The organism is Sulfitobacter sp. 1A10359, from assembly GCF_043558145.1.
Lineage (GTDB): Bacteria > Pseudomonadota > Alphaproteobacteria > Rhodobacterales > Rhodobacteraceae > Sulfitobacter > Sulfitobacter faviae.
In genome coordinates this window covers 359,590-382,393 of sequence record NZ_JBIFGB010000001.1, presented here as the reverse complement: position 1 = coordinate 382,393, position 22,804 = coordinate 359,590, and the positions used below count along the sequence as shown (strand labels likewise).

The following is a 22,804-nucleotide window of genomic DNA, read 5'->3' as shown; positions in this document are numbered from 1 at the left end:
TCCTAAATGGGGCGTTGCGTGAGTGACCCTGCGGCGAGGATCGCGGGGTCACCTGTATTTAAGGAGCAGAACATGAAACGCACGACAACAATCGCCAGCATCGCCCTGATCGCATCCAGCGCCTTCGCGGGTGCAGCAGCAGCCGGTTCGCTGGAAGACACCACCGTTGAAGCACCGGTTTTCACACCGGCGCCGACACCCGTGGCCGTTGATGGCGACTGGACAGGCTTCTACACCGGTCTTCAGGTCGGCCAGACCGACGTCGACAGCGACAGCGGCAACCTTGACGGCGACGACACGTCCTACGGTTTCCACGCCGGTTACGACTATGACTTCGGCAAATTCGTTCTGGGTGGCGAACTTGACTACGACAAGACCGACATCGATCTGGGCAACGGCGCAGGCGATGTGGACTCCGTGGCACGCGCCAAGGTCAAGGCTGGCTACGACTTCGGCAAGACACTTGTCTATGCAACAGCCGGTGCAGCCCGTGCCGACACAAGCGTTGGCGATGAAACCGGCCCCTTCGCCGGTCTGGGCGTCACCTATAAAGTGACTGACCGCTACACCGTTGGTGGCGAAGTGCTGCAGCACAAATTCGATGACGTAGGCGGCACAGGCGAAGATCTGGACGCGACCACGATCTCCCTGCGCGGCTCCATGCGCTTCTGATCTGTCTTGGCGGCATGACCCGCTTTGATGAAGGGCCGGCTTCCGAAAGGAGGCCGGTCTTTTTTTGTTTACGCGGCGCGGCTGGCGCGCCCTTCGGCAAAGCGGCAGAGGTCGCGCAGGGCCGCCTCAAACGCGCTGTTTTCGATCGTCATGGCCACGCGCACATGGCCCGCCGCCGCCGCGCCGAAACTCTCGCCCGGCATCACTGCAATATGCTGATCTTCCAGCAGGGCATCGGCGAATTCGCTGCCGCTGAGGCCCGTGGCGCGGATATCCAGCATCAGATACATCGCCCCTTGCGAGGGCACTGAACGCACCACGTTCTGAGTGCTCAAGACCCGCTGCGCCAGCGCGCGGCGGCGGGCGAAGGGGGCGCTGATTTCCTCTTCGAAAGCGGCACCTTGGGCGAGGGCATAGTCGCTCGCGTCCTGAATGAAGCCCGGCACGCCGTAGTTAGTATGGGTGGCAAGGTCGATCAGGTCGGCAATGATGTCTTCAGGCCCGATAATCCAGCCACAGCGGCTGCCGGTCATCGCGTGGGATTTCGACATGGAGCCGATGACCAGCGTTCGCTCCTCCATGCCGGGCAGGGCGCGAGGGCTGAGATGTGCGCCCTCCCAAATCTGCGTGTCATAGACCTCATCCGAGACGAGCCAAAGGTCGTGATCATGGCAGACCTGTGCGATCTCTTCCAAGGTTTCGCGGCCATAGATCACGCCGGTCGGGTTGTTGGGCGTGTTGATCAACAGCGCTTTTGCGCCCTCGGCGGCGGCCGTCAGATCCGCCCTGCGGGGCAGGAACCCGTGATCGGCCCGTGCTTCGACCGCCACGGCCCGTGCCCCGGCAGCACGCAGGGTGCCGGGGTAGGTGGCATAATAGGGGTCGATGTAGAGCGCCGCATCGCCGGGGTCGCAGACCGCCATGAACGCCGCGAATAGCCCCGCTTGCCCGCCCGGGGTGACCACCACATTGTCGCGCATCGTTGGCACGCCGGTCCGCTCTTCGGCACGTTTCGCAATCCGGTCGCGCAGGGCATCGGTGCCCGGCACGGCGGCATAGCCGGTATGGCCGCCGAGCGCGCTGCGGTGCATCTCTTGCAGGATCGGGGCGGCGGTGCGGATGTCATGCTCGCCGATGGTAAGCTCGGTCACCGGCACCCCCGCCGCGATCATGGCGCGCGATTTGTGAAACACTTCCCAACCGTCGGACCCTCCGGCCAGAACCCCTTTGATGCGCGATGATCTATCCATGATGCCTCCGAAATTCTCCGCACAAGGGGGCAGAGCCTTGGGGCTTTGTCAATCCGCGCCGGCAAGGCGGAAGGCAGGGTTGCATAAAACTTAACCGGACAAGGGGCTTGGCGCAGGGCGGCGCGCTTGCTACAACCCGGTCATGAACACCGCAACGCTCATTATTTGCTGCATTACCCGCTGAGACATCCTCGCGGGCCGCTGTTCACGTCATTCCCATTCTGACAAAACTATGCCAAGCCCGCGTCACACCCGCGCAAGGACGCCTGCCCATGACCCGTGACCTGACGATCAAGCTGCACAACACCGCCACCCGCAAGAAAGAGGATTTCACCCCGATCGATGCGCAGAATGTGCGGATGTATGTCTGCGGCCCCACCGTCTATGACCGGGCGCATCTGGGCAACGCACGGCCTGTGATCGTTTTCGATGTGCTCTACCGCTTGCTGCGCCATGTCTATGGGCCGCAGCATGTGACTTACGTGCGCAATTTCACCGACGTGGACGACAAGATCAATGCCCGCGCCGCTGAGAGCGGGCGCAGCATTGGAGAGATCACCGCCGAGACGACGCAGTGGTATCTGGACGACATGGCCGCCGTGGGCGCCTTGGAGCCCGATCACATGCCTCGCGCGACACAGTATATCCCCCAGATGGTCGCGATGATCCGCGGGCTGATGGAGGAGGGCTATGCCTATGAGGCCGAGGGCCATGTGCTGTTCCGGGTGCGCAAATATGCCGAATATGGCGCGCTTTCGGGCCGGTCGGTCGACGATATGATTGCTGGTGCAAGGGTCGAGGTGGCGCCTTATAAAGAAGACCCGATGGATTTCGTGCTGTGGAAGCCTTCGGACGAAGACACCCCCGGCTGGGATTCCCCATGGGGTGAGGGGCGTCCGGGCTGGCATATCGAATGTTCCGCCATGGCGCATGACCTGTTGGGGGAGCGTTTCGACATCCACGGCGGCGGCATCGACCTGCAATTCCCGCATCATGAGAATGAGATCGCCCAGTCGAAATGCGCGGGCCACGGGTTCGCCAACTACTGGCTACACAATGAGATGTTGCAGGTCGAGGGCAAGAAAATGTCCAAGTCCTTGGGCAACTTCTTTACCGTCCGCGATTTGCTGGACCAAGGCGTGCCGGGGGAGGTCATCCGTTTCGTGATGCTCTCGACCCATTACCGCAAGCCGATGGACTGGACCGAAAAGAAGCGTGAGGAAGCCGAAAAGACCCTGCGCAAATGGTATCTTCAGGCGGCGGAGGCCGAGGCCGCGACGCCCGGGCCCGAACTGGTGGCGCTATTGGCCGATGATCTCAACACCCACGGCGCTTTGACCGAATGCCACCGGCTGTCCAACGCAGGTGATACGGCAGGCTTGCGCGGGGCGCTGTCGCTTTTGGGGCTGCTGGACGAACTGATCCCCGAATGGGCCGCGGTTCAGGCGCTGGATCTGACCGATATCGAAGCCTTCCTCGGCGATGCCCGCGCCACTGCGATGGAGACCAAGGATTTCGCCGAGGTGGACCGGATCAAGAAAGCGCTGACCTCGGTCGGGATCGAGGTGCAGATGAGCAAGGATGGGGTAAAGCTGACGCCGCCGCCGGGCTTTGATCGGAGCCAGTTGGAGGGGTTGTTGTGATGTGTCGCCGTCCCAAGAACGGCGTTCGACCGCGGGCGGAAGCGAAGCGCCCGCCCATGGGGGCGGTCGGGCGCTGTTCGTGCCGAGGGCACGAACGGGAGTGTGACGCGGAAGGAGGCAATCTCCCATGACCCGCGCGCGCCTCACCCTCTACGACACCACCCTGCGTGACGGGCAGCAAACCCAAGGCGTGCAGTTCTCCACCGATGAGAAACGCCAGATCGCCAGCGCGCTCGACGCGCTTGGCGTGGATTACATCGAAGGCGGCTGGCCCGGCGCCAACCCGACCGACAGCGCTTTTTTCGACGCCGCGCCGCCGACGCAGGCAAGGCTCACCGCCTTTGGCATGACCAAACGCGCGGGCATGTCGGCTGAGAATGACGACGTGCTGGCCGCCGTGCTCAACGCGGGCACCAAATCCGTCTGCATCGTCGGCAAGACCCATGACTTCCACGTCAAAACCGCCCTCGGCATCACGCTGGCCGAGAACACCGACAACATCGCCAAATCCGTCGCCCATCTTGTCGCCCAAGGGCGCGAGGCGCTCTTCGACGCCGAGCATTTCTTTGACGGTTACAAGGCCAATCCAGACTACGCGCTGGAAGCGATCCGCGTAGCCTATAACGCGGGCGCGCGTTGGATCGTGCTTTGCGACACCAATGGTGGCACGCTGCCCGATGAGATTGGCCGCATCACCCGCGCCGTGATCGCGGCAGGCATCCCGGGGGATCATCTGGGCATTCACACCCACGACGACACCGAAAACGCCGTCGCCTGCACGCTGGCCGCCGTCGACGCGGGCGCGCGGCAGATCCAAGGCACGCTCAACGGGCTGGGGGAGCGTTGTGGCAACGCCAATCTTACCACCCTGATCCCGATCCTGCTGCTGAAAGAGCCCTATGCCAGCCGCTATGAGATCGGGGTGAGCCCCGAGGCGCTGCGCGGGCTCACGCGCACCAGCCGGATGCTGGATGAGATCCTCAACCGCGTGCCGATGAAACAGGCGGGTTTCGTCGGGTCTTCGGCCTTTGCGCATAAGGCGGGGCTGCATGCCAGTGCCATCGCCAAAGACCCCAGCACCTATGAGCATATCGACCCCGCGCTGGTCGGCAATACGCGCGTCATTCCGATGTCGAACCAAGCCGGGCAATCCAACTTGCGCAAACGGCTGAGCGATGCGGGCCTCTCGGTCGCCAAGGGCGACCCTGCGCTTGGCCGGATTTTGGAAGTGGTCAAAGATCGCGAGGCGCAGGGCTATGCCTATGACACCGCGCAGGCGAGCTTTGAGCTGCTGGCCCGCGACGTGATGGGCCAATTGCCGCATCTGTTCAAGGTCGAGCGCTACCGCGTCACCGTCGAACGACGCCGCAATGCCGAAGGCCGGATGGTCAGCCTTTCCGAAGCGGTCGTGGTCATTGATGTGGATGGGGAAAAACGGCTCTCGGTCTCGGAATCGCTGGACGAGGATGGCGCGGACCGTGGCCCGGTTAACGCGCTGTCCAAGGCGCTGGCCAAGGACTTGGGCAAATACAGCAGCCTGTTGGATGACATGCGTCTGGTTGACTTCAAGGTGCGCATCACCCAAGGCGGCACCGAAGCCACCACCCGCGTCATCATCGACAGCGAAGACGGGCAGGGACGGCGCTGGTCCACCGTAGGCGTCAGCGCCAACATACTCGACGCCTCATTCGAAGCGCTGCTTGATGCGATACGTTGGAAATTGATCCGGGACCGCGCCCAATGACAGATGATATGACCGCCTTTTTCACTCTCCATCGTGATCTGCCGCGCGAAGGGCCGGGGGAGCCTGCGGATGTGAGCTGGGCCGTGGAACAGGTCGATCTGCCCGCGCGGGCCGAGATTGCCGATGTGGCCTGCGGCCCCGGCAGCGACATCGGCGCCCTGCGCGCGGCGATCCCGCAGGGCCATGTGACGGCCCTCGATCAAACTGCGCATTTCGTCGACACCGCGCGGGGCCGTTTCGTGGCCGATGGCAATGTCACCCTGCTGCGCGCGGATATGGCCGCGATCGCCAATGACTATGATCTAATTTGGTGCGCCGGTGCGGTCTATTTCCTCGGTGTGACCGAGGCGCTGACCCGTTGGCGCAAATCGCTGCGGGTGGGCGGGGTTGTGGCATTCTCCGAACCCTGCTGGCTGACGGATAGCCCGTCGGAAGAGGCCCGCGCGCAATGGGCGGACTACCCCGCGATGAGCGACGCAAACGGCATTGCCGAGCGGGTCCGCGCGGCGGGCTATGAGGTCGTGGCGACCCGTGTCCTGTCGGATGAAGCTTGGGAGAATTACTACACCCCCCTGGAGGCGCGGATTGAAAAGCTGCGCCCGGGTGCGGATGATGATTTGGCTCAAATGCTCGACGCCGCCGAGGCGGAGATCGCCTGTTGGCGCGCGCATCGGGATGAGTTCGGCTATCTTCTGACGGTGGCACGCCCCACATGACCTTCGACGCTGATCTAAACGCCTGCGCCGCCATGGTAGAGCGCGCCGACCCTTGGCGCTTTCGCGCCGCCATGGCCGCCCCCGTCGAGACGCGCAAGCTGCTCTTCCCGCTCTACGCCTTCAACGTCGAAGTTGCCCGCGCCCCATGGGTCACGCAAGAGACGATGATCGCCGAGATGCGCCTGCAATGGTGGCGCGACGCGCTGGAAGAGGTCGCCAAGGGCGGCCCCGTCAGGCGGCATGAGGTAACCACGCCGCTGGCCCGTGCGATTGCGCCACAGGATGCCGAACTGCTCGATGAACTCGTCGCCGCGCGGCGATGGGACATCTACAAAGACCCCTTTGAGGATGCCGCGCATTTCGAGCGCTACATCGACCAGACCGCAGGCCATCTGATGTGGGTCGCCGCCCGCCGCCTTGGGGCGACGGATGAAGCGGTGGTGCGCGATGCGGCCTACGCCACTGGCATCGCCGCATGGCTTTGCGCCATTCCGAACTTGGAAGAGGCAGGCCGCGTGCCGCTGCTGGATGGTACGGCAGAGGGGGTCTCGGCCCTTGCCAAGGGGGCGCTCGACCGGCTGAAATCGGCGCGTGCCAATCGAGGCAGGATCCCCAAAGCCGCGCGCGCGGCGCTGCTGCCTGCCGCCCATGCGGGTCCGGTGTTGCGGGCCGCGGTGGATGCGCCGGAAAAGGTCTCACAAGCTGCGCTGCCTGACCCGCGCCGCCATTTCGCGCTGCGGGCCTTGGTGTCGCGCTGGTAGGCGCTTAGCTCAGCTGCGTCTCCTTGCGGCTGCGCAGCACCAGCCAGATCAGCGACCCGCCCGCGAGCACTAAGAAGGGCACCATGGCAAGGTTCACCGCCGCCCAGCCTTCCTGCGCCGTGCCGCCCGAACAGTTCATCAGCCCGCCCGAGGCCAGCGAGGCTACGGTCACGCCGCCGAACACCAGCAGGTCATTCAAGCCCTGCATCCGCCCGCGCTCATGCGGCTCATGCGCGCCCGCAAGCATGGTGGTGGCCCCGATAAAGCCAAAGTTCCAGCCCAATCCAAGCAGGATCAGCGCGACAAAGAAGTTGCCCAGTTCCACCCCCTGAAGCGCGACCAGCCCGGCGGCGGCAAGGATCGCGATGCCGAGGCCCATGATCCGCTCAACCCCGAAACGGTTGATCAGATGGCCGGTAAAGAACGAAGGCGCGAACATCGCCAGCACATGGCCGGTGACCACATAGCCCGCGCTGTCTTGGCTATAGCCGCAGCCGACGACAGCCAGCGGGGTCGAGGTCATCACAAGGTTCATCAAGGCATAGGACACCATGGCACAGATCACCGCGACGGCGATGCGCGGCGTGGTCAAAAGCTCCCACCGGCTGCGGCCCTTGGGCGCGTCATGGGCCGGGATCGGCGGTTTCGGAATGTCGATGAAGAGAAACAACAGCGCCCCGATGAGGTTAACCGCCACCACGGCCATATAGGTGCCAAGGAAGGGCACCACGAGGCTCATCGACGTGGCCGTGGCAAGCTGCGGCCCGATGGTGGCCGAGACAAGTCCGCCTGCCATGACATAGGAAATCGCCTTGGGCCGGAAATCATCCGAGGCGGTATCGGCGGCGGCGAAACGGTAGAAGCCCTGCGCCGACATATAGATGCCCGTCAGAAGCGACCCCAGCAAAAAGACTGGGAAAGACGCGAGATAAAGCCCGTAGGCCGCGACCGCACCGCCCAAGGCACCGCCCGCCGCGCCCAGAAAGAACCCCGCCCGGCGGCCATAGCGCTGCATGATGGCCGAGACCGGCGTGGCCGAGAGCATGGAGCCCAGAACGATCATCGAGATCGGCAGGGTGGCAAGACAGACGTTCGTCGCAAGCGACTGCCCGGCAAGACCGCCGACAAGGAAAATCATCGGCATCTGCGCACCGAGAAAGGCCTGTGCTGCCACCAGCACCGCTACGTTGCGCCGCGCGCGTCTGTCGTCGATCATGTCTGAATTCCTCACTTCCCGCCAAGGGGTAGCCCTGCCCTTGGGTAAGGGCAAGCCCGGCATCGGTTTTTGCGCCGCCGATCCCGCTTGCGCCCGGCGGCAAGCTCGCCGATGATCGCGCCGATGACCGCCCCCGATCGCCCTTCGCTGACCCTTCTTCTGCTCGCTGGCACCGCCGAAGCGCGGCAGCTTGCACGCGCCTTGACGCAGGCCGGGCACCGGGTCACCGCTTGGCTGACGGAGCCGCCGCGCGGCGGCAATCCGATGCCGATGGCCTTTGAGATGCGCGATGCCGGGGATGCCGCGGCGCTGCGGCGCGATATGGCGGGCTTCGACGCGGTGCTCGATCTCAGCCACGGGTTCGATGCGGGGCTGAGCCACGCAGGCTATGCCGCCGCCACGTCTTTGGGCAAACCCTTCGTCAGCTTTTCGCGGCCCCTCTGGCCGCTGGACAACCCGCTGCTGCAATCGGTGCCGGATGTCGCGGCCGCCGCCCGCGCCGTACCGCTCGCCGCCCGCGTCTTTGCCGCGACCGGTTGGGCCAGCCTGCCAGCGTTCCAACCGTTCAAGGGCGCGCGCCTCATGCTGCGGCAGACGAGCCGCCATGACCGCGCCGCGCCCTATGACTTTGTAGATCTGATCTTTGGCGAGCCGCCGTTCACCGTTGAGAGTGAAACGGCATTGTTCCGCGACCTCGGCGTCGACCTGCTGATTTGCCGCAACCTCGGCGGGCAGGCCAGCCGCCCGAAAGTCGACGCTGCCCTGTCGCTCGGCCTGCCGGTGATCCTGATCGACAGACCGCCACTGCCAGAGGGCGCGCCCTGTCTGGCCGATCTCGACGCGATGCTCGATTGGGTGGCACAGCTATGAGCCTCGCGCCCCCGATCACCTGCGACGCCGATGTGGCCGAAGGCGCGGCATGGCTGGCCGAACGGGAGCCGCGTTTCGCCATGGCGCTGGCCCAGACCGGCCCGCTGCCTCTGCGCCTGCGCCCACCCGGTTTCGCGGGGCTGCTCGACATCATTGTGGGGCAGCAGGTGAGCGTGGCCTCGGCGCGGGCGATCTATACGCGGCTTGTCGCGGCGGGGTTGGATCGGCCCGAAATCGTCCTGCGCGCCGGTGACGACGGCCTGCGTGCTGCGGGGCTGAGCCGCCCCAAGGCGCGCTATGTGCTGGCTTTGGCGGAACGCGATTTCGACTTCGACGCGCTGCACGGGCTGCCCGATGACGCGGCCATCGCCGCGCTGGTCGACATGCCGGGGATCGGGCCATGGACGGCGCAGATCTATGTGATGTTCTGCCTTGGCCGCCGCGATATCTTTCCCAGCGGCGACCTTGCGCTGCAAGAGGCGGCGCGGGGGCTGTTCGATCTGCCTGCCCGTCCCAGCCCGAAAGACCTCTCCGCGATGGCCGCCGCATGGTCACCTTGGCGGTCGGTTGCGGCGCGGCTGCTCTTTGCCTACTACCGGGTGTTGAAACAAAAGGAAGGATTGTCATGACACGGGTTTTGAACGCCGAGCGCCGCGCGCCGGTCTCTGGCACCACACGGTCGGTGGTGGTGTTCCTGCATGGCTATGGCGCGAATGGCGCTGACTTGCTGGGCCTTGCCGATCCGCTGAGCGAGCATTTGCCCGACACGCTTTTCGTCGCTCCCGACGCGCCCGAGGCCTGCGCCGGTGCGCCGATGGGCTATCAGTGGTTCCCGATCCCATGGATCGACGGGTCGTCCGAAGAGGAATCGATGCGCGGGATGATGAGCGCGGTCGAAGACCTCGATGCCTTCCTCGATGCGCTGATGGTCGACGAAGACGTGCTGCCCGAACAGGTCGTGCTCTTCGGCTTTTCCCAAGGCACGATGATGTCGCTGCATGTGGCCCCACGGCGCGAAGATGCCGTGGCGGGGATCGTGGCCTTCTCGGGCCGTCTGCTCAACCCCGAAGCGCTGGCCGAAGAGGCGCAGGTGAAACCGCCGGTGCTGCTGGTTCATGGGGATGCCGATGACGTGGTGCCGCCGCAATCCTTGCCGCAGGCCGCCGAAGCGCTGCAAGAGGCGGGGTGGCAAGACGTTTACGCCCATGTGATGAAGGGCACCGGCCATGGCATCGCGCCCGATGGGCTGAGCGTGGCGCTGGCCTTCATGCGCGACAAACTGGGGCTTTAACCCTTCATCTCGTCCCAAAGCCAGGGTTCGGCGAACTCAACCGAATTGCCAGCGGGGTCGCGCACATAGAGCGAGCGCGCCCCGTTGGGCCAATCAAAACTGGTGTCGGTCTCGACCCCGGCGGCCTGCAGCCGCGTCTCCATTGTGGCGATCTCATCGCGTTTCATCGCAAAGCAGACATGCCCCGGGCCGCGCGCGCCATGGGGCGGCACAGGCATTTTCGGATTGCCGGGCGGCTGCGCCGTGGCGGTCGGGTTGAAGACCAGCAAGACCGAGGGCCCGAGCGCAAAGAACATATGCCGACCCGGCACCTCCTGAAACAGTTTCAGCCCCAGAATGTCGCGGTAAAACCCCCGCGCCGCGTCCAGATCATCGACATAGACGGCGGCTTCGAGCAGGGATTGCGGGGCGGGCGCATCGGGGAGGGGGCTTTTCGACATGCCACAAGGTTAACAAACTCTGCCCATCTGTCACGCCTCTGTCGTAATCTTTGGGCAAAACCGGCGACATCTAGTGGTTCACCTTTGTCTTGCCAGAGCGAAACCGCGAGATATAGTGACTAAAACGGGCAGAGGACGCGACCAGATGGACGGCGATTTCAGGACCGAATTTACCCGCCAACCGGCGGCGCTCAAACACCACCCCGCGCTGGTGCTCAACGCGGATTACCGACCTTTATCCTATTACCCGCTGTCGCTCTGGCCATGGCAGGAGGCGGTAAAGGCCAAATGGCTCGACCGGGTCGAGATCGTCGCCGAATATGACGAGGTGGTGCGCAGCCCCTCTACGGTGATCAGGATCCCCTCGGTTGTCGTTCTCAAAGACTATGTCAAACCTCAAAAGCGCGTGGCCTTCACGCGCTTTAATTTATTTCTGAGGGATGAATTCCGCTGCCAATACTGCGGCGCGAAGGGCGATCTGACCTTTGACCATGTGGTGCCGCGCGCTGCCGGTGGGGTGACAAGCTGGCAAAACGTGGTCGCCGCCTGTAGCCCTTGCAACCTGCGCAAAGGCTCGCGGCCCCTGCACCGCACGGGGCTTGCCCTGCGCAAACCGCCGCGGCAACCCGCCGCAGAAGAACTGCGCAACATGGGCCGCAAATTCCCGCCCGGCCATCTGCATGAAAGCTGGATGGATTTCCTCTATTGGGATGCCGAACTGGAGGCCTGACCTCAGATATCCAGTTCGACCCAGATGGGCACGTGATCCGACGGCTTATCGCGCCCGCGCACGTCGCGGTCGATCTGGCAATCGCGCAGCCGGTCGGCCACGGTGGGCGACAATAGGAAGTGGTCGATGCGGATGCCGTTGTTGCGGTTCCACGCCCCGGCCTGATAATCCCAGAAGGAGTAATGCCCCGGCCCTTGGGTGCGCGCCCGGAAGGCGTCCGTAAGGCCAAGGTTCACCAGCCGCCGCCACGCGGCGCGGGACTCGGGGCGGAAGAGGGCATCTTCGCGCCAGCTGTCGGGTTTGGCGGCGTCTTCGGCCTGCGGGATGATGTTGTAATCCCCCGCCATAAGGAACGGCGTTTCCTCGGCCAGCAGCGTTTCGGCACGGGCTTGCAGCCGCGCCATCCATGCGAGTTTATAGTCATATTTCGGCCCCGGCGCCGGGTTGCCATTGGGCAGGTAGAGCCCGCAGACCCGCAGCGCCATATCGTCGCCCACAACCGTCGCTTCGATCCAGCGGGCCTGATCATCGGCATCATCGCCCGGCAGGCCGCGGGTCACATCCTCAAGCGGGAGTTTCGACAGGATCGCCACGCCGTTAAAGGATTTCTGCCCGTGGGTTTCGACGTTATAGCCGCGCTCTTCGAGCATTTCGCGGGGGAAGGCCTCATCCACTGACTTAATCTCTTGCAGCACGACAACGTCCGGCTGCGCCTCGTCTAGCCAATCGGGAAGGGCCGCCGCACGGGCCTTGATACCGTTGATGTTGAAACTCGCGATCTTCATATCCGGCCCTCTTTCGACGTCCGACTGCTATCGCGCAATTGGCGTCGCGGAGCAAGGGGAAGGCTTGCGCGCTTAAGGTGATTCTCGGGTCAGATTTCTCGCTATTTTAGAAAGTCCGCGAGGCGGTTGCCCGTATTGTCTCGATCCTGCCCTGTGGGCGGCATTTCTTTTTCTCCACAGGGCGCAAGAGAATTCGAGAATTCAGGCGAAACTGCGGCGCGACCTGAATGTGGATAAATCTTTCAGTACAATGTGTTAGCCGAAAAATGCTTGGATTGACACGCTTAACGTGCGTCAGTCGAAGAACTACATCTTTAAATTGCAAAGCCCTCTGAAAAGGACCATACTATGACTGCTATTTTTGCACGCGACTTCGCCCCCGTATCAGCCCCTCAGACAGAGGACAATCCCATGGCGCTTGGCGCCGGTGTTGGCCTTTTCACCACCGGCCTCACCCGTGGGGGCGGTGACATGTTGTTGGGCGAAGGGGTCGAGATCTTCACCACTGGGCTACAGCAGGACGGCAGCAGCATCACGCAAGGCGGCGGGGTCGGCCTGTTCACCACTGGCCTCGCCCCGGCTGAGGTGCTGCCCTTCAGCGGCTGAAGCCCTTTCAAGCGGGCGGCTTTGTCGCCCGCCGTTCCCCCTGTCGGAGGCCATGCGATGACCAATGTTGTTCTGCTCAAACCTGACGAAAGCCAAGACCCGACCGTGCAAACGGCCCGGCTGATCCGAGCCTTTGCAGAGGGGCGTCGCACGCAGGGGGATGTTTTTTGGCTGAAGGAAAACGCCGAACTGCTCGGGGCGCTGGCGAGCACGGGGGCCACGCTTAACACTGCGGCGCTTCAGCCACTCGCGGCCTTCCATCGAGGCTGCCGGAACCTGCTGCGCGATTTTCCGCAGTATTACCGTTTCATCCTGTCGATCTGCCTCGATCTCGAAGACCTCGGACTGCCACAGCACCAGGGCGCGGCCCTTTGCGCCAAGGTTGCGCGGGCAGGGTTGGAGGGGGCGGAACTGTCGGATCTACAACGGGCCGAGGCGCGCCGTCTGCTGCGTCGCCGGGGCGTCGGGCCACGGGTGGAGGATGGGGCGCTCGGTCAACGGTTGCGCGATTTTATCGCCCGCAGTGCCACCTTCGCCATGCCCAATCGGAAGGCGGCCTATGAGTTGACCCATATCGTTTTCTACCTGTCGGACTATGGCCGCCAGCCCCCAGACCTGCCGGAGGCCGCGCTGAAAAGCCTGCATTTCACGGGGCTGCTGGCTTTTCTCGATCAAGATATGGACCTGCTGGCCGAGGTCTGCGCCGCGCTGTGTTTTGCCGGGCAGGCCCCCATCCCCCTGTGGGAGGATGCCCTTGCCGCCAGCCACCGTGTCATGAGGGTCTACGCCGACGTAGGCGCGCCTTTGCAGGATGATTACCACGAATGGCTCGTCACTGGCTGGGCCATGCAAATTGCGGGCCGCCCGATGCGATCCACCGATATCCCAAAAGGCGCATTGCGTTTTCACAAAGGCCGAAAGGGGGTAGGGGCCCTGCGCCCCTTGGCGGCTTGCCTCAACGACATGGGGGCGAACCGCCGGGCTGACTGGGGGCATATGCGCCCGCATGTGCTGTCGTATCTTTGCGCGGAAAGCCACGCGACCCTGCTGCGCGCCGAACGCGCCGGGCCTTATTTCGACGAATTCTTCGACGGGTTTGCCCGGGCGCGCGGTTAAACGCGCACGACAGACTTACATGGAAAAGGACGTGCCGCAGCCGCAGGCCGCCGTCGCATTGGGGTTCTCGATGGTGAAGCGCGCGCCGATCAACTCTTCGGTGAAATCGATCACGGCGTCGGCCAGAAACGGCAGGGAGACGCTATCGACCACCACCTTCTGACCGCTGCCTTCGAGAATGAGATCATCTTCGGCGGGCTCGTCCAGCGCGATTTCGTATTGAAAGCCCGAGCAGCCGCCGCCTTCGACAGCGATGCGCAGGGCCTTGCCTTCGTCTGCGGCCCCGATCTCGGCGAGGCGTTCAAAGGCGCGGGGGGTGACTTTGGGGGGCAGGTTCATCTGCGGGCTCCGATGCATCGGTTTTCTTTCGCGTTCCTCTAACATATAGAAAGCACAAGGACAGGTCACAAGGACCGCGAGAGAGGACCAGCCGTGATGCGCGCAGAATTCGCCTCTGATCCGGACACCGCCAAGGGACGGTTGGTGCCGGAAGAGGAAAGCACTTTTCGCTCCTGTTATCAGCGGGATCGGGACCGGATCATTCATGCCTCTGCCTTTCGGCGGCTCAAGCACAAGACGCAGGTCTTTGTGGAGCATGAGGGCGACTATTTCCGCACCCGTCTGACCCATTCGATTGAGGTGGCGCAGGTCGCGCGGACCATCGCAGGCGCGCTGCGTCTGAATGGCGAGCTGACCGAGGCGGTGGCGCTGGCCCATGATCTGGGCCACACGCCCTTTGGCCACACCGGCGAAGATGCGCTGCACAAGCTGATGGAACCCTACGGTGGCTTCGATCACAACGCGCAGGCGATCAAGATCGTCACCACGCTGGAGCGGCACTATGCCGAATTCGACGGGCTGAACCTGACGTGGGACACGCTGGAAGGCATCGCGAAACACAACGGGCCAGTGACGGGCGAGGTGCCCCATGCGCTGGCCGATTACGACGCGCGGCACGATCTGGAACTGCACACCCATGCCAGCGCCGAGGCGCAGGTCGCCGCGCTCTCCGATGACATCGCCTATAACAACCACGACCTGCACGACGGTCTGCGCGCAGGGCTGTTTACCGAAAGTGAGATTGCCGAACTGCCCATGGTCGGCCCCGCCTATGCCGAGGTTGACCGGCTCTACCCCGAGACCGACCGCTACCGCCGCCGTCATGAGGCGCTGCGGCGGGTCTTTGGGGTGATGGTCGGCGATGTGATCGAAACCTCGGCCAAACTGCTGAAAGACTCGGGGGCGAAATCCCCTGACGACATCCGCAATCTGGGCCGCCCGGTGATCCGTTTCTCAGACCCGGTCTGGCAAGACCTGCGCGAGATCCGCAAGTTTCTTTTCACCCGCATGTATCGCGCCCCCTCGGTGATGGAGAATCGCGAGAAGGTGACCAAGGTGGTCGAGGACCTGTTCCCGCTGTTCCTGTCCCAGCCCAGCCTCTTGCCGCGCCATTGGGCGGCGGCGATCGAGGCGGCAGAGGATGAAACCGCGCTGGCGCGGATGGTGTCTGATTACATTGCGGGCATGACCGACCGTTTCGCCTTGCAAGAACACGCGCGTCTCTTCGACAGCGACCTGCGCAGCTTCCGCTAGGCTTCGCGGCATGGTAGTCTTCTTTTGATGATCCATAGGTGAGATGACATGATACAAACCCCCGTTCTGCCGGAAAGTCTGGCCGGTGACGCGACATTCGCGATCCTCTCGGCGGGGCAAGCGCCGGGGCCTGCGGTGGCCAAACGCGCGGCAGAACTGGGGGCGGAAGTCGTGGCGATGGACCGCGACCCTACGGTCCTGGCGCGGTTGATGAGCCAATCGACAGAACGTGTCGAAGCGCTGGCGCTGGCCGGCGATCTTGTCGCGCGGTTTGAGCCGTTGCACCGCAATTGGGGCGGCACGCCGCTGCATATGGTGCTAAACCTGATGCCGCTCGACCCCGACGATTGCTGCAAAGGCACGGATGCGCAGATCCGCGGGCTTTCAGCCATGATGCGTGCCTTGGGCCGGGGTCTGGTGGCCGGGCAGGGGGCGGTGGTGACTGTTCTTTCGCGGCCAAGCCAACCATTGGCGCTGGCCGGGCATGCCATGATCGGTGCGTTTGAAGCGGCCAATGCCGCGCTCGACAAGGTGTTCGGGCCGCGGGGGCTGCATTTCCACCTCATCACCGTGCCCGAGGGGCAGGCAGAGCTTGCAGCGGAAAGCGCGCTGTTCCTCGGCTCCGAGGCGGGTCGACGGCTCCGATCTGGGCGTTTGGACCTCGGCTGAACGCGCCGCTTCAAACGCCACTCCCCATCTTGGGCCGCGACGGCCCGACGCTTGATTGACTGCACCCCCGCACATGATAAACGGGCGGGGAACAAGGATACCCGACATGAACCTATTTGCCGAAATTCGCCATCTCATCATTGCGACGCTGGAACAGATGGTCGCGCAGGAAGCCCTGCCTGCGACCCTGAACTTTGACCCGATCACCGCTGAGCCGCCGCGTGACGCGGCCCATGGCGACATGGCCACCAATGCCGCGATGGTGCTGGCCAAACCTGCGGGCATGAAGCCGCGCGACATCGCCGAAGCACTGGCCGCGCAATTGCAAAACGATCCGCGCATCACCTCCGCCGAAGTGGCGGGGCCGGGCTTCATCAACCTGCGCCTTGCGCCTTCGGTCTGGCAGAACGTGGCCCGTCAGGTGCTGAACCAAGGCACCGACTTTGGCCGCGCGATCCTTGGCGCCGGTCAGCGGGTGAACGTCGAATATGTCTCGGCCAATCCGACGGGGCCGCTGCATGTGGGCCACACCCGTGGCGCGGTCTTTGGTGATGCGCTGGCGAGCCTGCTGGACTTCGCGGGCTATGACGTGACGCGGGAATACTACATCAACGACGGCGGTGCGCAGGTCGATGTGCTCGCCCGTTCGGTCTATCTGCGCTACCTTGAAGCCAATGGCAAAGAGGTGGCCTTCCCCGATGGCACCTATCCCGGCGACTACCTGATCCCGCTGGGCGAGGCGCTGGCCAAGATGTACGGCGACAAGCTGGTCGACCAGCCGGAAAGCGAATGGCTGGACGATATCCGCGAATTCGCAACCGACGCGATGATGAACCTCATTCGCGACGATCTGGCGGCACTGGGTGTCGAGATGGACGTGTTCTATAGCGAAAAATCGCTCTATGGCACGGGTCAGATCGAAGCGGCCATCGCCTCGCTAGAAGCCAAAGGGTTGATCTACGAAGGCGTGTTGGAGCCGCCGAAGGGTAAGAAGCCCGACGATTGGGAACCGCGCGAACAGACCCTGTTCAAATCTACCGAACATGGCGACGATGTCGACCGCCCGGTCAAGAAGTCCGACGGGTCTTGGACCTATTTCGCCCCCGACATCGCCTATCACTATGACAAGGTTAGCCGTGATTTCGACATGCTGATCGATGTCTTTGGCGCGGATCATGGCGGCTATGTCAAACGGATGAAGGCGGCGGTTTCGGCGCTGAGCGACGGGCATGTACCGCTCGACATCAAGCTGACGCAGTTGGTGAAGCTTTTCAAAAACGGCGAGCCGTTCAAGATGTCCAAACGGGCAGGGACTTTCGTGACCCTGCGCGATGTGGTGGATCAGGTCGGCCCGGATGTGACGCGCTTTGTCATGCTGACGCGCAAGAACGACGCGATGCTCGACTTCGATTTCGACAAGGTGTTGGAGCAAAGCCGCGAGAACCCGGTCTTTTACGTGCAATACGCCCATGCGCGTGTCGCGTCGATCCTGCGCAAAGCCGAAGAGGCGGGGATCGAGGTGGCGGATGCCACGCTGCTGGACGCGGACCTGTCCAAGCTCGACCACGAGGCCGAGATTGGCCTGCTGCGCAAGCTTGCCGAATGGCCCCGTTTGGTCGAGACCGCCGCGCGCAGCAATGAGCCGCACCGGGTGGCCTTCTACCTCTATGAATTGGCCTCCGACTTCCACAGCCTCTACCACTTGGGCCGGTCCGAAGACGGCTTGCGTGCGTTGCAAGAAGGGGACGCGGCCACGTCGCAGGCAAAAATCGCGCTGTCGCGTGCCGTTGCGATTGTAATTGCGGCGGGTCTTGGTATTCTCGGGGTCACACCGGCGCAAGAGATGCGGTAACCGCACCAGCGCGCCGAAAACAGGCAACCCCATGACCAGACCCGCGTGGCGATGTATCACGCCGGGCAAAGAGGCAGAGATGGCAGATTTCACGTCTTCCCCGACGACGGCGGGCTATGCGCCCGATTCCGCGCATAGCTACGCAGTGGGCAGCGCGCCCAAGACCCTGACAACGCTCACAAATATTGCGGGCGCGGTGGTTTCCTTGGCGCTTGTGGCGGGAATCGGTGTCTGGGGCTACAAACTGCTTGTCCGCGACGTGACCGGCATCCCGGTGGTCCGCGCGATCGAAGGCGAGATGCGCGTGCGCCCCGAAGAGCCGGGCGGTGAATTGGCCCGTCATCAGGGGCTTTCGGTCAATGTGGTCGCCGCCGAAGGCAGCGCCGGGCGCCCGGCGGATGAGCTGCGTCTCGCGCCGCGCCAGATCGAATTGCAAGACGAAGACCAGCCTGTCAAAGTGGCAATGGTTGCCGCGAAGACACAGGGTACGGCGACGCCAGCCGTGGCGCGTGAGGATGACGGCGACCTGATCGACGCCTCCGAAGCGATCCGCTCGGGCAATGTGCAAGACCTCGTGGCGCAATTGACCAATGGCGTGGCACCGCTCACCGGTGAGGAGGCCGCCGCTGGCGATCCTGTCGATGCCGCCGTGGCGATGGCGCTGGCCGATACATCCGTGCAGCCCAAGGTGGTCAAGGCCGTGCTGAACGCGCCCGGCGTGCGCAACTCCCTGCGCCCGCGCCGCCGCCCGGCGGGCGGTGCCATTGTGACACCCGCCGCCGTGCAACCTAATCCAGTGGCCGCGGCCACCCAAGAAGTCGATCCCGCATCGCTGCCCGCTGGCACCCGCATGGCCCAGCTTGGCGCCTTTGACAGCCCCGAGGTGGCGCGCGAACAATGGGACCGTTTGCAGGGCCGTTTCGGTGCCTATCTCGAAGGCAAGAGCCGCGTCGTGCAAAAGGCCACCAGCGGCGGGCGGGTATTCTACCGCCTGCGCGCCATGGGCTTTAACGACATCGCCGATGCGCGCCGCTTCTGCTCGGCCCTCGTGGCCGAAAACGCGGATTGCATCCCGGTGGTGATGCGCTGATGCCCCCCTTCGGGGCCACGATCCTCGACGCGACGGGCCATCGGCTCAGCGTCGAGGAAAAGGCGTTCTTTCGGGACGTGCGGCCCTTTGGCTTTATCCTATTCGCCCGCAACATCGACAGCCCCGACCAGCTCCGCGCGCTCTGCGAAGAGATGCGCGAGGCGGCGGGGCATGATGCCGTCATCACCATCGACCAAGAGGGCGGCCGCGTGCAACGCATGCGCGCGCCCCAATGGCGGGATTGGATGCCGCCGATGGACATCGCCGCCCGCGCCGGCGATCAAGCGCGCCAAGCCTTCCACTTGATGTACCGGATCATCGCCCATGAGCTGCACAGTGTCGGGATCGACAGCAATTGCGCGCCACTGATCGATGTGGCCGGGCCGGACACCCACCGTTTTCTGCGCAATCGCTGCTACGGTGAAACGCCGGGGCAGGTGGCCGAGATTGGCCGCGCCGTGGCGGATGCGCTGCTGGCCGGAGGGGTCTTGCCGGTGATGAAGCACATGCCGGGCCATGGCCGCGCGACGCTTGACAGCCACCACGATCTGCCCCGGGTAGCGGCCCGCCGGATCGATCTGGAAGCGGTCGATTTCGCCCCCTTCCGCAGCCTCCGCGACCTGCCGATGGGGATGACCGCGCATCTGGTCTATGACGCGCTGGACAATGCCCCGGCGACCCTGTCGCCCGAGGTGATGCGGCTGATCCGCGAAGAGATCGGCTTCGACAACCTCGTGATGACCGACGACATTTCGATGAAAGCGCTGCAAATGACCCCGGCGGAAAGCACCCGCGCCGCCATCGCGGCGGGCTGTGACGTGGCACTTTTCTGCAACGGGCCGCTCGAAGAGCGCCGCGCCGTGGCCGAAGCCGCGGGCGAGATGACCCCCGCCGCCCAGACCCGCGCCCTGCGCGCGATGGATGCGCGGCAAACCCCCGATGACGTTGACATCGACGCCCTCAGCGCCCAGCTTGAGACGCTTCTGGGCGGGATATTGCATGGCTGACACGACATTTCAGGAAGACCGGGCCGGGGCTGGCAGCACCGTGGCCGACCGGCTGGCCGCCGAAGCCTTCATCATCGATGTCGAAGGCTATGAAGGGCCGCTTGATCTGCTGCTGTCGCTGAGCCGGACGCAAAAGGTCGATCTGCGCAAGATCTCGGTGCTGCAACTGGCGCGGCAGTATCTGGCTTTTGTTGAGCGTGCCAAGGAGCTGCGGCTGGAACTGGCGGCGGATTACCTCGTCATGGCGGCGTGGTTGGCTTTCCTGAAGTCGCGTCTTCTGCTGCCCCCGGACCCGACCGAAGAGGGCCCATCGGGCGAGGAAATGGCCGCGCATCTGGCCTTCCAACTGGAACGTTTGCAAGCCATGCGCGACGCCGCCGCGCGTCTGATGGCGCGGGATCAGCTTGGCCGGGACTTCTTTGCCCGCGGCCAGACCCAAGAGATCACCAGCGTCAAAAAGGTCACTTATACCGCGACCCTGTTGGACCTGATGCAGGGCTATGCGCGCACCCGCACGCGTGAGGATTTCCGCCCCTTCGTGATGGACCGCGACAAGGTCTTCACCATGGAAGAGGCGCTGGACCGCATGCGCGGGCTGATCGGCTATGCGGGCGATTGGGGCGATCTGAACAGCTACCTGCCCGAGGGCTGGGAGAGCGACCCAGAACGCCGCCGCTCGGCCACGGCGGCGACCTTTGCCGCCTCTTTGCAACTGGTCAAAGAGGGGCATATGGAGATCCGGCAAAAAGAGATTTTCGCCCCCATCCAACTGCGCAAGAAGGATTGATGCGTGTCGGAAGAGATTGAAACCAAAGAAAAGAAACTGTTCGACGCGCCCTCGCTCGCCGAGCAGGAGCGTATGATCGAAGCCGTGCTTTTCGCCAGTTCCGAGCCGATCACCCTGCGCGAACTCGAAGAGCGTTTGCCGCGCGGCTCAGACGTGGGCGAGGCGATGGCCTTCCTGCGGCACCGGTATCAGGGGCGCGGCGTGCAGGTGATGAAAGTTGGCGATGCCTATGCCTTTCGCACCGCGCCCGACCTTGGTTTCCTGATGCATAAGGAAACGGTCGAGACCCGTAAGCTCAGCCGCGCGGCGATCGAGACTTTGGCGATCATCGCCTATCACCAGCCCGTCACCCGCGCCGAGATCGAAGAGATTCGCGGCGTATCGGTGTCGCGGGGCACGGTGGATCAGTTGCTTGAGATGGAGTGGATCCGCTTTGGCCGCCGCAAGATGACCCCGGGCCGTCCAGTAACCTTTGTCGTCACGCAGGAGTTTTTGGATCACTTCGGTTTGGAAAGCGCGCGGGACCTGCCGGGGCTGAAAGAGCTGCGCTCTGCCGGGTTGTTGGAGAACCGTCCGCCCGCCGGTCTGTTGCCCACCGTGGGCGATGGCGAGGACGAGCCGGAAGCGACCGAAGGGCAGAGCGAGCTGTTCGAGGATTGACCGGCGCCGCGTCTTTACGCGGAGCGGAAATGCTTCGACAGTTTCAGCCCCTGACCTTGGTAGTTCGACGCGATGTCGGCGCCGTAAAGCTGGCTGGGGATCTGCGCCATATGCTCATAGACCAAACGGCCCACGACTTGCCCATGCTCCAGCACGAAGGGCGCCTCGTGACAGCGCACCTCCAACACCCCGCGTGAGCCTGCGCCGCCTGCCTCGGCATGGCCAAAGCCCGGATCGAAGAAGCCCGCGTAATGCACGCGGAACTCTCCGACCATCGCCAAATAGGGTGCCATTTCAGCGGCATAGGCAGGCGGGATCGTCACCGCTTCGCGGCTGACGAGGATATAGAAGGCGCCGGGGTCGAGGATGATTTGACCGTTGGTGCTATGCACCTCTTCCCAATAGGCGGCGGGATCGTAATGGCCAATCTTGTCGAGGTCGATCACCCCGGCATGCGGCTTCGCGCGGTAACCGACGAGGCTGGTGCCGGGCAGCCGTAGATCGACGGAGAAGCCCAAGCCCTCATCGATCACGGCGGTCCCGTCAACGAGCGGTGTCTTATCGTGCAGCGCGCGCAGCGCGTCGTCGTCGAGGGTCGCATCCCCGCTGCCGAAACGAATCTGATTGAGCCGCATCCCGGGCCGCACCAGCACCGAGAAAGAGCGCGGGCAGATCTCGGCGTAGAGCGGGCCAGTGTAGCCCGGCGCAATGCGGTCGAATTCGGTGCCACCATCGGTGATGGTGCGGGTCAGCAGGTCAAGCCGCCCGGTGGAGCTTTTGGCATTCGCCACGGCAGAGACACCCTCGGGCAGCGCCAACTGCTCCATCAGTGGCACCACATAGACACAACCCTTTTCCAGTACGGCCCCTTCGCTGAGGTCGACGCGGTGCATCTCAAATTCCGCTAGACGATCCGAGACCTTGGCCCCATGCCCGGCAAGGAAAGACGCGCGGACGCGATAGGCGACGCTGCCGAGGCGGAGGTCAAGACTGGCGGGCTGGATCTGGGCAGAGGTGACCGCGGGATCGGCGGCAATGGCGCCGCTTTCGATCATCGCTGCAATCTGCTGGTTGGGGAGCACCCCGTTCATCGCATTGGGCATCGGGCGCGGCCTTCTTAAATGACAAACGCCCGCGCGTTACCGGCGCGGGCGTTTTGTTGTAGTCGGTTGGTCGGGCTAGCAGGACTCGAACCTGCGACCTTCCGTCCCCCAGACGGACGCGCTACCAGGCTGCGCCATAGCCCGACTACGTGGGCTTCATACCCGATCTCGCAGGGGGTGCAAGAGGGAATTGCCAATCTTTT

The 22,804-nt window shown here is 63.9% G+C and carries 24 protein-coding genes and 1 tRNA gene; 18 read left to right on the top strand and 7 right to left on the bottom strand.

Annotated elements, in window-relative coordinates; translation table 11 throughout:
* Positions 1 to 72 precede the first annotated feature (72 nt).
* Positions 73 to 672 (top strand): outer membrane protein, encoded by a 600-nt coding sequence (locus tag ACGYK2_RS01935; RefSeq protein ID WP_271687147.1) that lies wholly within the window; start codon positions 73 to 75, stop codon positions 670 to 672.
* 68 nt (positions 673 to 740) lie between these two features.
* Here the strand turns inward: ACGYK2_RS01935 and ACGYK2_RS01930 are convergent, their stop codons facing one another.
* Positions 741 to 1,922 (bottom strand): pyridoxal phosphate-dependent aminotransferase, encoded by a 1,182-nt coding sequence (locus ACGYK2_RS01930; RefSeq protein ID WP_271687148.1) that lies wholly within the window; start codon positions 1,920 to 1,922, stop codon positions 741 to 743.
* 272 nt (positions 1,923 to 2,194) lie between these two features.
* Here ACGYK2_RS01930 and cysS point away from each other — a divergent pair, with 272 nt between their 5' ends.
* From cysS to ACGYK2_RS01910, 4 genes are all read left to right on the top strand, one after another.
* Positions 2,195 to 3,565: a cysteine--tRNA ligase gene (gene cysS, locus ACGYK2_RS01925; RefSeq protein ID WP_271687149.1), complete on the top strand. Its 1,371-nt coding sequence runs from the start codon at positions 2,195 to 2,197 to the stop codon at positions 3,563 to 3,565.
* A 127-nt stretch (positions 3,566 to 3,692) separates the two neighbouring features.
* Positions 3,693 to 5,309, top strand: coding sequence for a citramalate synthase (gene cimA, locus ACGYK2_RS01920; RefSeq protein ID WP_271687150.1), 1,617 nt, complete (start codon positions 3,693 to 3,695; stop codon positions 5,307 to 5,309).
* Entirely contained in the window at positions 5,306 to 6,025 is a 720-nt protein-coding gene (locus ACGYK2_RS01915; protein ID WP_271687152.1) for a trans-aconitate 2-methyltransferase, read from the top strand. Before cimA ends, ACGYK2_RS01915 begins: the two co-directional genes overlap by 4 nt.
* On the top strand, positions 6,022 to 6,786 hold the full coding sequence (locus tag ACGYK2_RS01910) for a squalene/phytoene synthase family protein (protein ID WP_271687153.1): 765 nt from the start codon (positions 6,022 to 6,024) through the stop codon (positions 6,784 to 6,786). Before ACGYK2_RS01915 ends, ACGYK2_RS01910 begins: the two co-directional genes overlap by 4 nt.
* A gap of 4 nt (positions 6,787 to 6,790) precedes the next feature.
* Here ACGYK2_RS01910 and ACGYK2_RS01905 read toward each other — a convergent pair whose 3' ends face one another.
* The gene (locus ACGYK2_RS01905; protein ID WP_271687154.1) at positions 6,791 to 8,002 is read right to left on the bottom strand and encodes an MFS transporter; all 1,212 of its coding nucleotides are present in this window, start codon (positions 8,000 to 8,002) and stop codon (positions 6,791 to 6,793) included.
* A 123-nt stretch (positions 8,003 to 8,125) separates the two neighbouring features.
* Between ACGYK2_RS01905 and ACGYK2_RS01900 the strand changes: the two genes are divergently transcribed.
* From ACGYK2_RS01900 to ACGYK2_RS01890, 3 genes are read left to right on the top strand one after another with little or no spacing between them, the layout of a single operon-like run.
* Entirely contained in the window at positions 8,126 to 8,872 is a 747-nt protein-coding gene (locus tag ACGYK2_RS01900) for a precorrin-6A/cobalt-precorrin-6A reductase (protein WP_271687156.1), read from the top strand.
* The gene (locus tag ACGYK2_RS01895) at positions 8,869 to 9,501 is read left to right on the top strand and encodes a DNA-3-methyladenine glycosylase (RefSeq protein WP_271687157.1); all 633 of its coding nucleotides are present in this window, start codon (positions 8,869 to 8,871) and stop codon (positions 9,499 to 9,501) included. Before ACGYK2_RS01900 ends, ACGYK2_RS01895 begins: the two co-directional genes overlap by 4 nt.
* Complete coding sequence (locus ACGYK2_RS01890; RefSeq protein ID WP_067267442.1) at positions 9,498 to 10,163, top strand: alpha/beta hydrolase; 666 nt, start codon at positions 9,498 to 9,500, stop codon at positions 10,161 to 10,163. Before ACGYK2_RS01895 ends, ACGYK2_RS01890 begins: the two co-directional genes overlap by 4 nt.
* On the opposite strand, the gene ACGYK2_RS01885 is transcribed toward ACGYK2_RS01890, so the two are convergent.
* Positions 10,160 to 10,603, bottom strand: a complete 444-nt coding sequence (locus tag ACGYK2_RS01885; RefSeq protein ID WP_271687158.1) for a VOC family protein — start codon at positions 10,601 to 10,603, stop codon at positions 10,160 to 10,162. The genes ACGYK2_RS01890 and ACGYK2_RS01885 overlap by 4 nt on opposite strands.
* 145 nt (positions 10,604 to 10,748) lie before the next feature.
* Between ACGYK2_RS01885 and ACGYK2_RS01880 the strand changes: the two genes are divergently transcribed.
* Positions 10,749 to 11,333 carry an HNH endonuclease gene (locus ACGYK2_RS01880; RefSeq protein WP_271687159.1) on the top strand — a complete coding sequence of 195 codons (585 nt, stop codon included), beginning with the start codon at positions 10,749 to 10,751 and terminating at the stop codon, positions 11,331 to 11,333.
* A 2-nt stretch (positions 11,334 to 11,335) separates the two neighbouring features.
* On the opposite strand, the gene xth is transcribed toward ACGYK2_RS01880, so the two are convergent.
* Positions 11,336 to 12,118, bottom strand: coding sequence for an exodeoxyribonuclease III (xth, locus tag ACGYK2_RS01875; protein WP_271687161.1), 783 nt, complete (start codon positions 12,116 to 12,118; stop codon positions 11,336 to 11,338).
* A 348-nt stretch (positions 12,119 to 12,466) separates the two neighbouring features.
* Between xth and ACGYK2_RS01870 the strand changes: the two genes are divergently transcribed.
* The gene (locus tag ACGYK2_RS01870; RefSeq protein ID WP_271687162.1) at positions 12,467 to 12,724 is read left to right on the top strand and encodes a DUF6749 family protein; all 258 of its coding nucleotides are present in this window, start codon (positions 12,467 to 12,469) and stop codon (positions 12,722 to 12,724) included.
* Between the two features lie 57 nt (positions 12,725 to 12,781).
* Positions 12,782 to 13,840 carry a DUF6902 family protein gene (locus ACGYK2_RS01865; RefSeq protein WP_271687163.1) on the top strand — a complete coding sequence of 353 codons (1,059 nt, stop codon included), beginning with the start codon at positions 12,782 to 12,784 and terminating at the stop codon, positions 13,838 to 13,840.
* Between the two features lie 15 nt (positions 13,841 to 13,855).
* On the opposite strand, the gene ACGYK2_RS01860 is transcribed toward ACGYK2_RS01865, so the two are convergent.
* Positions 13,856 to 14,179: an iron-sulfur cluster assembly accessory protein gene (locus ACGYK2_RS01860; RefSeq protein ID WP_271687164.1), complete on the bottom strand. Its 324-nt coding sequence runs from the start codon at positions 14,177 to 14,179 to the stop codon at positions 13,856 to 13,858.
* A 96-nt stretch (positions 14,180 to 14,275) separates the two neighbouring features.
* Between ACGYK2_RS01860 and ACGYK2_RS01855 the strand changes: the two genes are divergently transcribed.
* The 7 genes from ACGYK2_RS01855 to scpB all read left to right on the top strand — a co-directional run bounded on the left by ACGYK2_RS01855 (position 14,276) and on the right by scpB (position 21,498).
* Positions 14,276 to 15,433, top strand: a complete 1,158-nt coding sequence (locus ACGYK2_RS01855; protein WP_271687165.1) for a deoxyguanosinetriphosphate triphosphohydrolase — start codon at positions 14,276 to 14,278, stop codon at positions 15,431 to 15,433.
* 48 nt (positions 15,434 to 15,481) lie between these two features.
* The gene (locus ACGYK2_RS01850) at positions 15,482 to 16,102 is read left to right on the top strand and encodes a hypothetical protein (protein ID WP_271687166.1); all 621 of its coding nucleotides are present in this window, start codon (positions 15,482 to 15,484) and stop codon (positions 16,100 to 16,102) included.
* 106 nt (positions 16,103 to 16,208) lie between these two features.
* Positions 16,209 to 17,954, top strand: coding sequence for an arginine--tRNA ligase (argS, locus tag ACGYK2_RS01845; protein WP_271687167.1), 1,746 nt, complete (start codon positions 16,209 to 16,211; stop codon positions 17,952 to 17,954).
* 79 nt (positions 17,955 to 18,033) lie between these two features.
* Positions 18,034 to 19,044 carry an SPOR domain-containing protein gene (locus ACGYK2_RS01840; protein ID WP_271687168.1) on the top strand — a complete coding sequence of 337 codons (1,011 nt, stop codon included), beginning with the start codon at positions 18,034 to 18,036 and terminating at the stop codon, positions 19,042 to 19,044.
* Positions 19,044 to 20,051 carry a beta-N-acetylhexosaminidase gene (gene nagZ / locus ACGYK2_RS01835; protein WP_271687169.1) on the top strand — a complete coding sequence of 336 codons (1,008 nt, stop codon included), beginning with the start codon at positions 19,044 to 19,046 and terminating at the stop codon, positions 20,049 to 20,051. Before ACGYK2_RS01840 ends, nagZ begins: the two co-directional genes overlap by 1 nt.
* Complete coding sequence (locus ACGYK2_RS01830) at positions 20,044 to 20,838, top strand: ScpA family protein (RefSeq protein WP_271687170.1); 795 nt, start codon at positions 20,044 to 20,046, stop codon at positions 20,836 to 20,838. The genes nagZ and ACGYK2_RS01830 overlap by 8 nt, the downstream gene beginning before the upstream one ends.
* Positions 20,839 to 20,841: 3 nt before the next feature.
* Positions 20,842 to 21,498: an SMC-Scp complex subunit ScpB gene (gene scpB / locus ACGYK2_RS01825; RefSeq protein WP_067265864.1), complete on the top strand. Its 657-nt coding sequence runs from the start codon at positions 20,842 to 20,844 to the stop codon at positions 21,496 to 21,498.
* A gap of 14 nt (positions 21,499 to 21,512) precedes the next feature.
* On the opposite strand, the gene ACGYK2_RS01820 is transcribed toward scpB, so the two are convergent.
* Together ACGYK2_RS01820 and ACGYK2_RS01815 are read right to left on the bottom strand one after the other, a co-directional pair.
* Complete coding sequence (locus ACGYK2_RS01820; protein WP_271689964.1) at positions 21,513 to 22,589, bottom strand: 2'-deoxycytidine 5'-triphosphate deaminase; 1,077 nt, start codon at positions 22,587 to 22,589, stop codon at positions 21,513 to 21,515.
* A gap of 79 nt (positions 22,590 to 22,668) precedes the next feature.
* Positions 22,669 to 22,745 (bottom strand) — tRNA-Pro (locus ACGYK2_RS01815).
* Between the last annotated feature and the right edge of the window lie 59 nt (positions 22,746 to 22,804).

Excerpts from the sequence above, each read along its gene's own strand:
- ACGYK2_RS01855 (WP_271687165.1), top strand. The coding sequence starts at position 14,276 with ATGCGCGCAGAATTCGCCTCTGATCCGGACACCGCCAAGGGACGGTTG.
- ACGYK2_RS01860 (WP_271687164.1), bottom strand. The coding sequence starts at position 14,179 with ATGAACCTGCCCCCCAAAGTCACCCCCCGCGCCTTTGAACGCCTCGCC.
- argS (WP_271687167.1), top strand. The coding sequence starts at position 16,209 with ATGAACCTATTTGCCGAAATTCGCCATCTCATCATTGCGACGCTGGAA.
- ACGYK2_RS01905 (WP_271687154.1), bottom strand. The coding sequence starts at position 8,002 with ATGATCGACGACAGACGCGCGCGGCGCAACGTAGCGGTGCTGGTGGCA.
- nagZ (WP_271687169.1), top strand. The coding sequence starts at position 19,044 with ATGCCCCCCTTCGGGGCCACGATCCTCGACGCGACGGGCCATCGGCTC.
- ACGYK2_RS01885 (WP_271687158.1), bottom strand. The coding sequence starts at position 10,603 with ATGTCGAAAAGCCCCCTCCCCGATGCGCCCGCCCCGCAATCCCTGCTC.
- ACGYK2_RS01915 (WP_271687152.1), top strand. The coding sequence starts at position 5,306 with ATGACAGATGATATGACCGCCTTTTTCACTCTCCATCGTGATCTGCCG.
- ACGYK2_RS01895 (WP_271687157.1), top strand. The coding sequence starts at position 8,869 with ATGAGCCTCGCGCCCCCGATCACCTGCGACGCCGATGTGGCCGAAGGC.
- ACGYK2_RS01880 (WP_271687159.1), top strand. The coding sequence starts at position 10,749 with ATGGACGGCGATTTCAGGACCGAATTTACCCGCCAACCGGCGGCGCTC.
- cimA (WP_271687150.1), top strand. The coding sequence starts at position 3,693 with ATGACCCGCGCGCGCCTCACCCTCTACGACACCACCCTGCGTGACGGG.
- ACGYK2_RS01840 (WP_271687168.1), top strand. The coding sequence starts at position 18,034 with ATGGCAGATTTCACGTCTTCCCCGACGACGGCGGGCTATGCGCCCGAT.
- ACGYK2_RS01850 (WP_271687166.1), top strand. The coding sequence starts at position 15,482 with ATGATACAAACCCCCGTTCTGCCGGAAAGTCTGGCCGGTGACGCGACA.
- ACGYK2_RS01830 (WP_271687170.1), top strand. The coding sequence starts at position 20,044 with ATGGCTGACACGACATTTCAGGAAGACCGGGCCGGGGCTGGCAGCACC.
- ACGYK2_RS01930 (WP_271687148.1), bottom strand. The coding sequence starts at position 1,922 with ATGGATAGATCATCGCGCATCAAAGGGGTTCTGGCCGGAGGGTCCGAC.
- ACGYK2_RS01910 (WP_271687153.1), top strand. The coding sequence starts at position 6,022 with ATGACCTTCGACGCTGATCTAAACGCCTGCGCCGCCATGGTAGAGCGC.
- ACGYK2_RS01820 (WP_271689964.1), bottom strand. The coding sequence starts at position 22,589 with ATGAACGGGGTGCTCCCCAACCAGCAGATTGCAGCGATGATCGAAAGC.
- ACGYK2_RS01890 (WP_067267442.1), top strand. The coding sequence starts at position 9,498 with ATGACACGGGTTTTGAACGCCGAGCGCCGCGCGCCGGTCTCTGGCACC.
- ACGYK2_RS01865 (WP_271687163.1), top strand. The coding sequence starts at position 12,782 with ATGACCAATGTTGTTCTGCTCAAACCTGACGAAAGCCAAGACCCGACC.
- xth (WP_271687161.1), bottom strand. The coding sequence starts at position 12,118 with ATGAAGATCGCGAGTTTCAACATCAACGGTATCAAGGCCCGTGCGGCG.
- ACGYK2_RS01935 (WP_271687147.1), top strand. The coding sequence starts at position 73 with ATGAAACGCACGACAACAATCGCCAGCATCGCCCTGATCGCATCCAGC.
- cysS (WP_271687149.1), top strand. The coding sequence starts at position 2,195 with ATGACCCGTGACCTGACGATCAAGCTGCACAACACCGCCACCCGCAAG.
- ACGYK2_RS01870 (WP_271687162.1), top strand. The coding sequence starts at position 12,467 with ATGACTGCTATTTTTGCACGCGACTTCGCCCCCGTATCAGCCCCTCAG.
- ACGYK2_RS01900 (WP_271687156.1), top strand. The coding sequence starts at position 8,126 with ATGACCGCCCCCGATCGCCCTTCGCTGACCCTTCTTCTGCTCGCTGGC.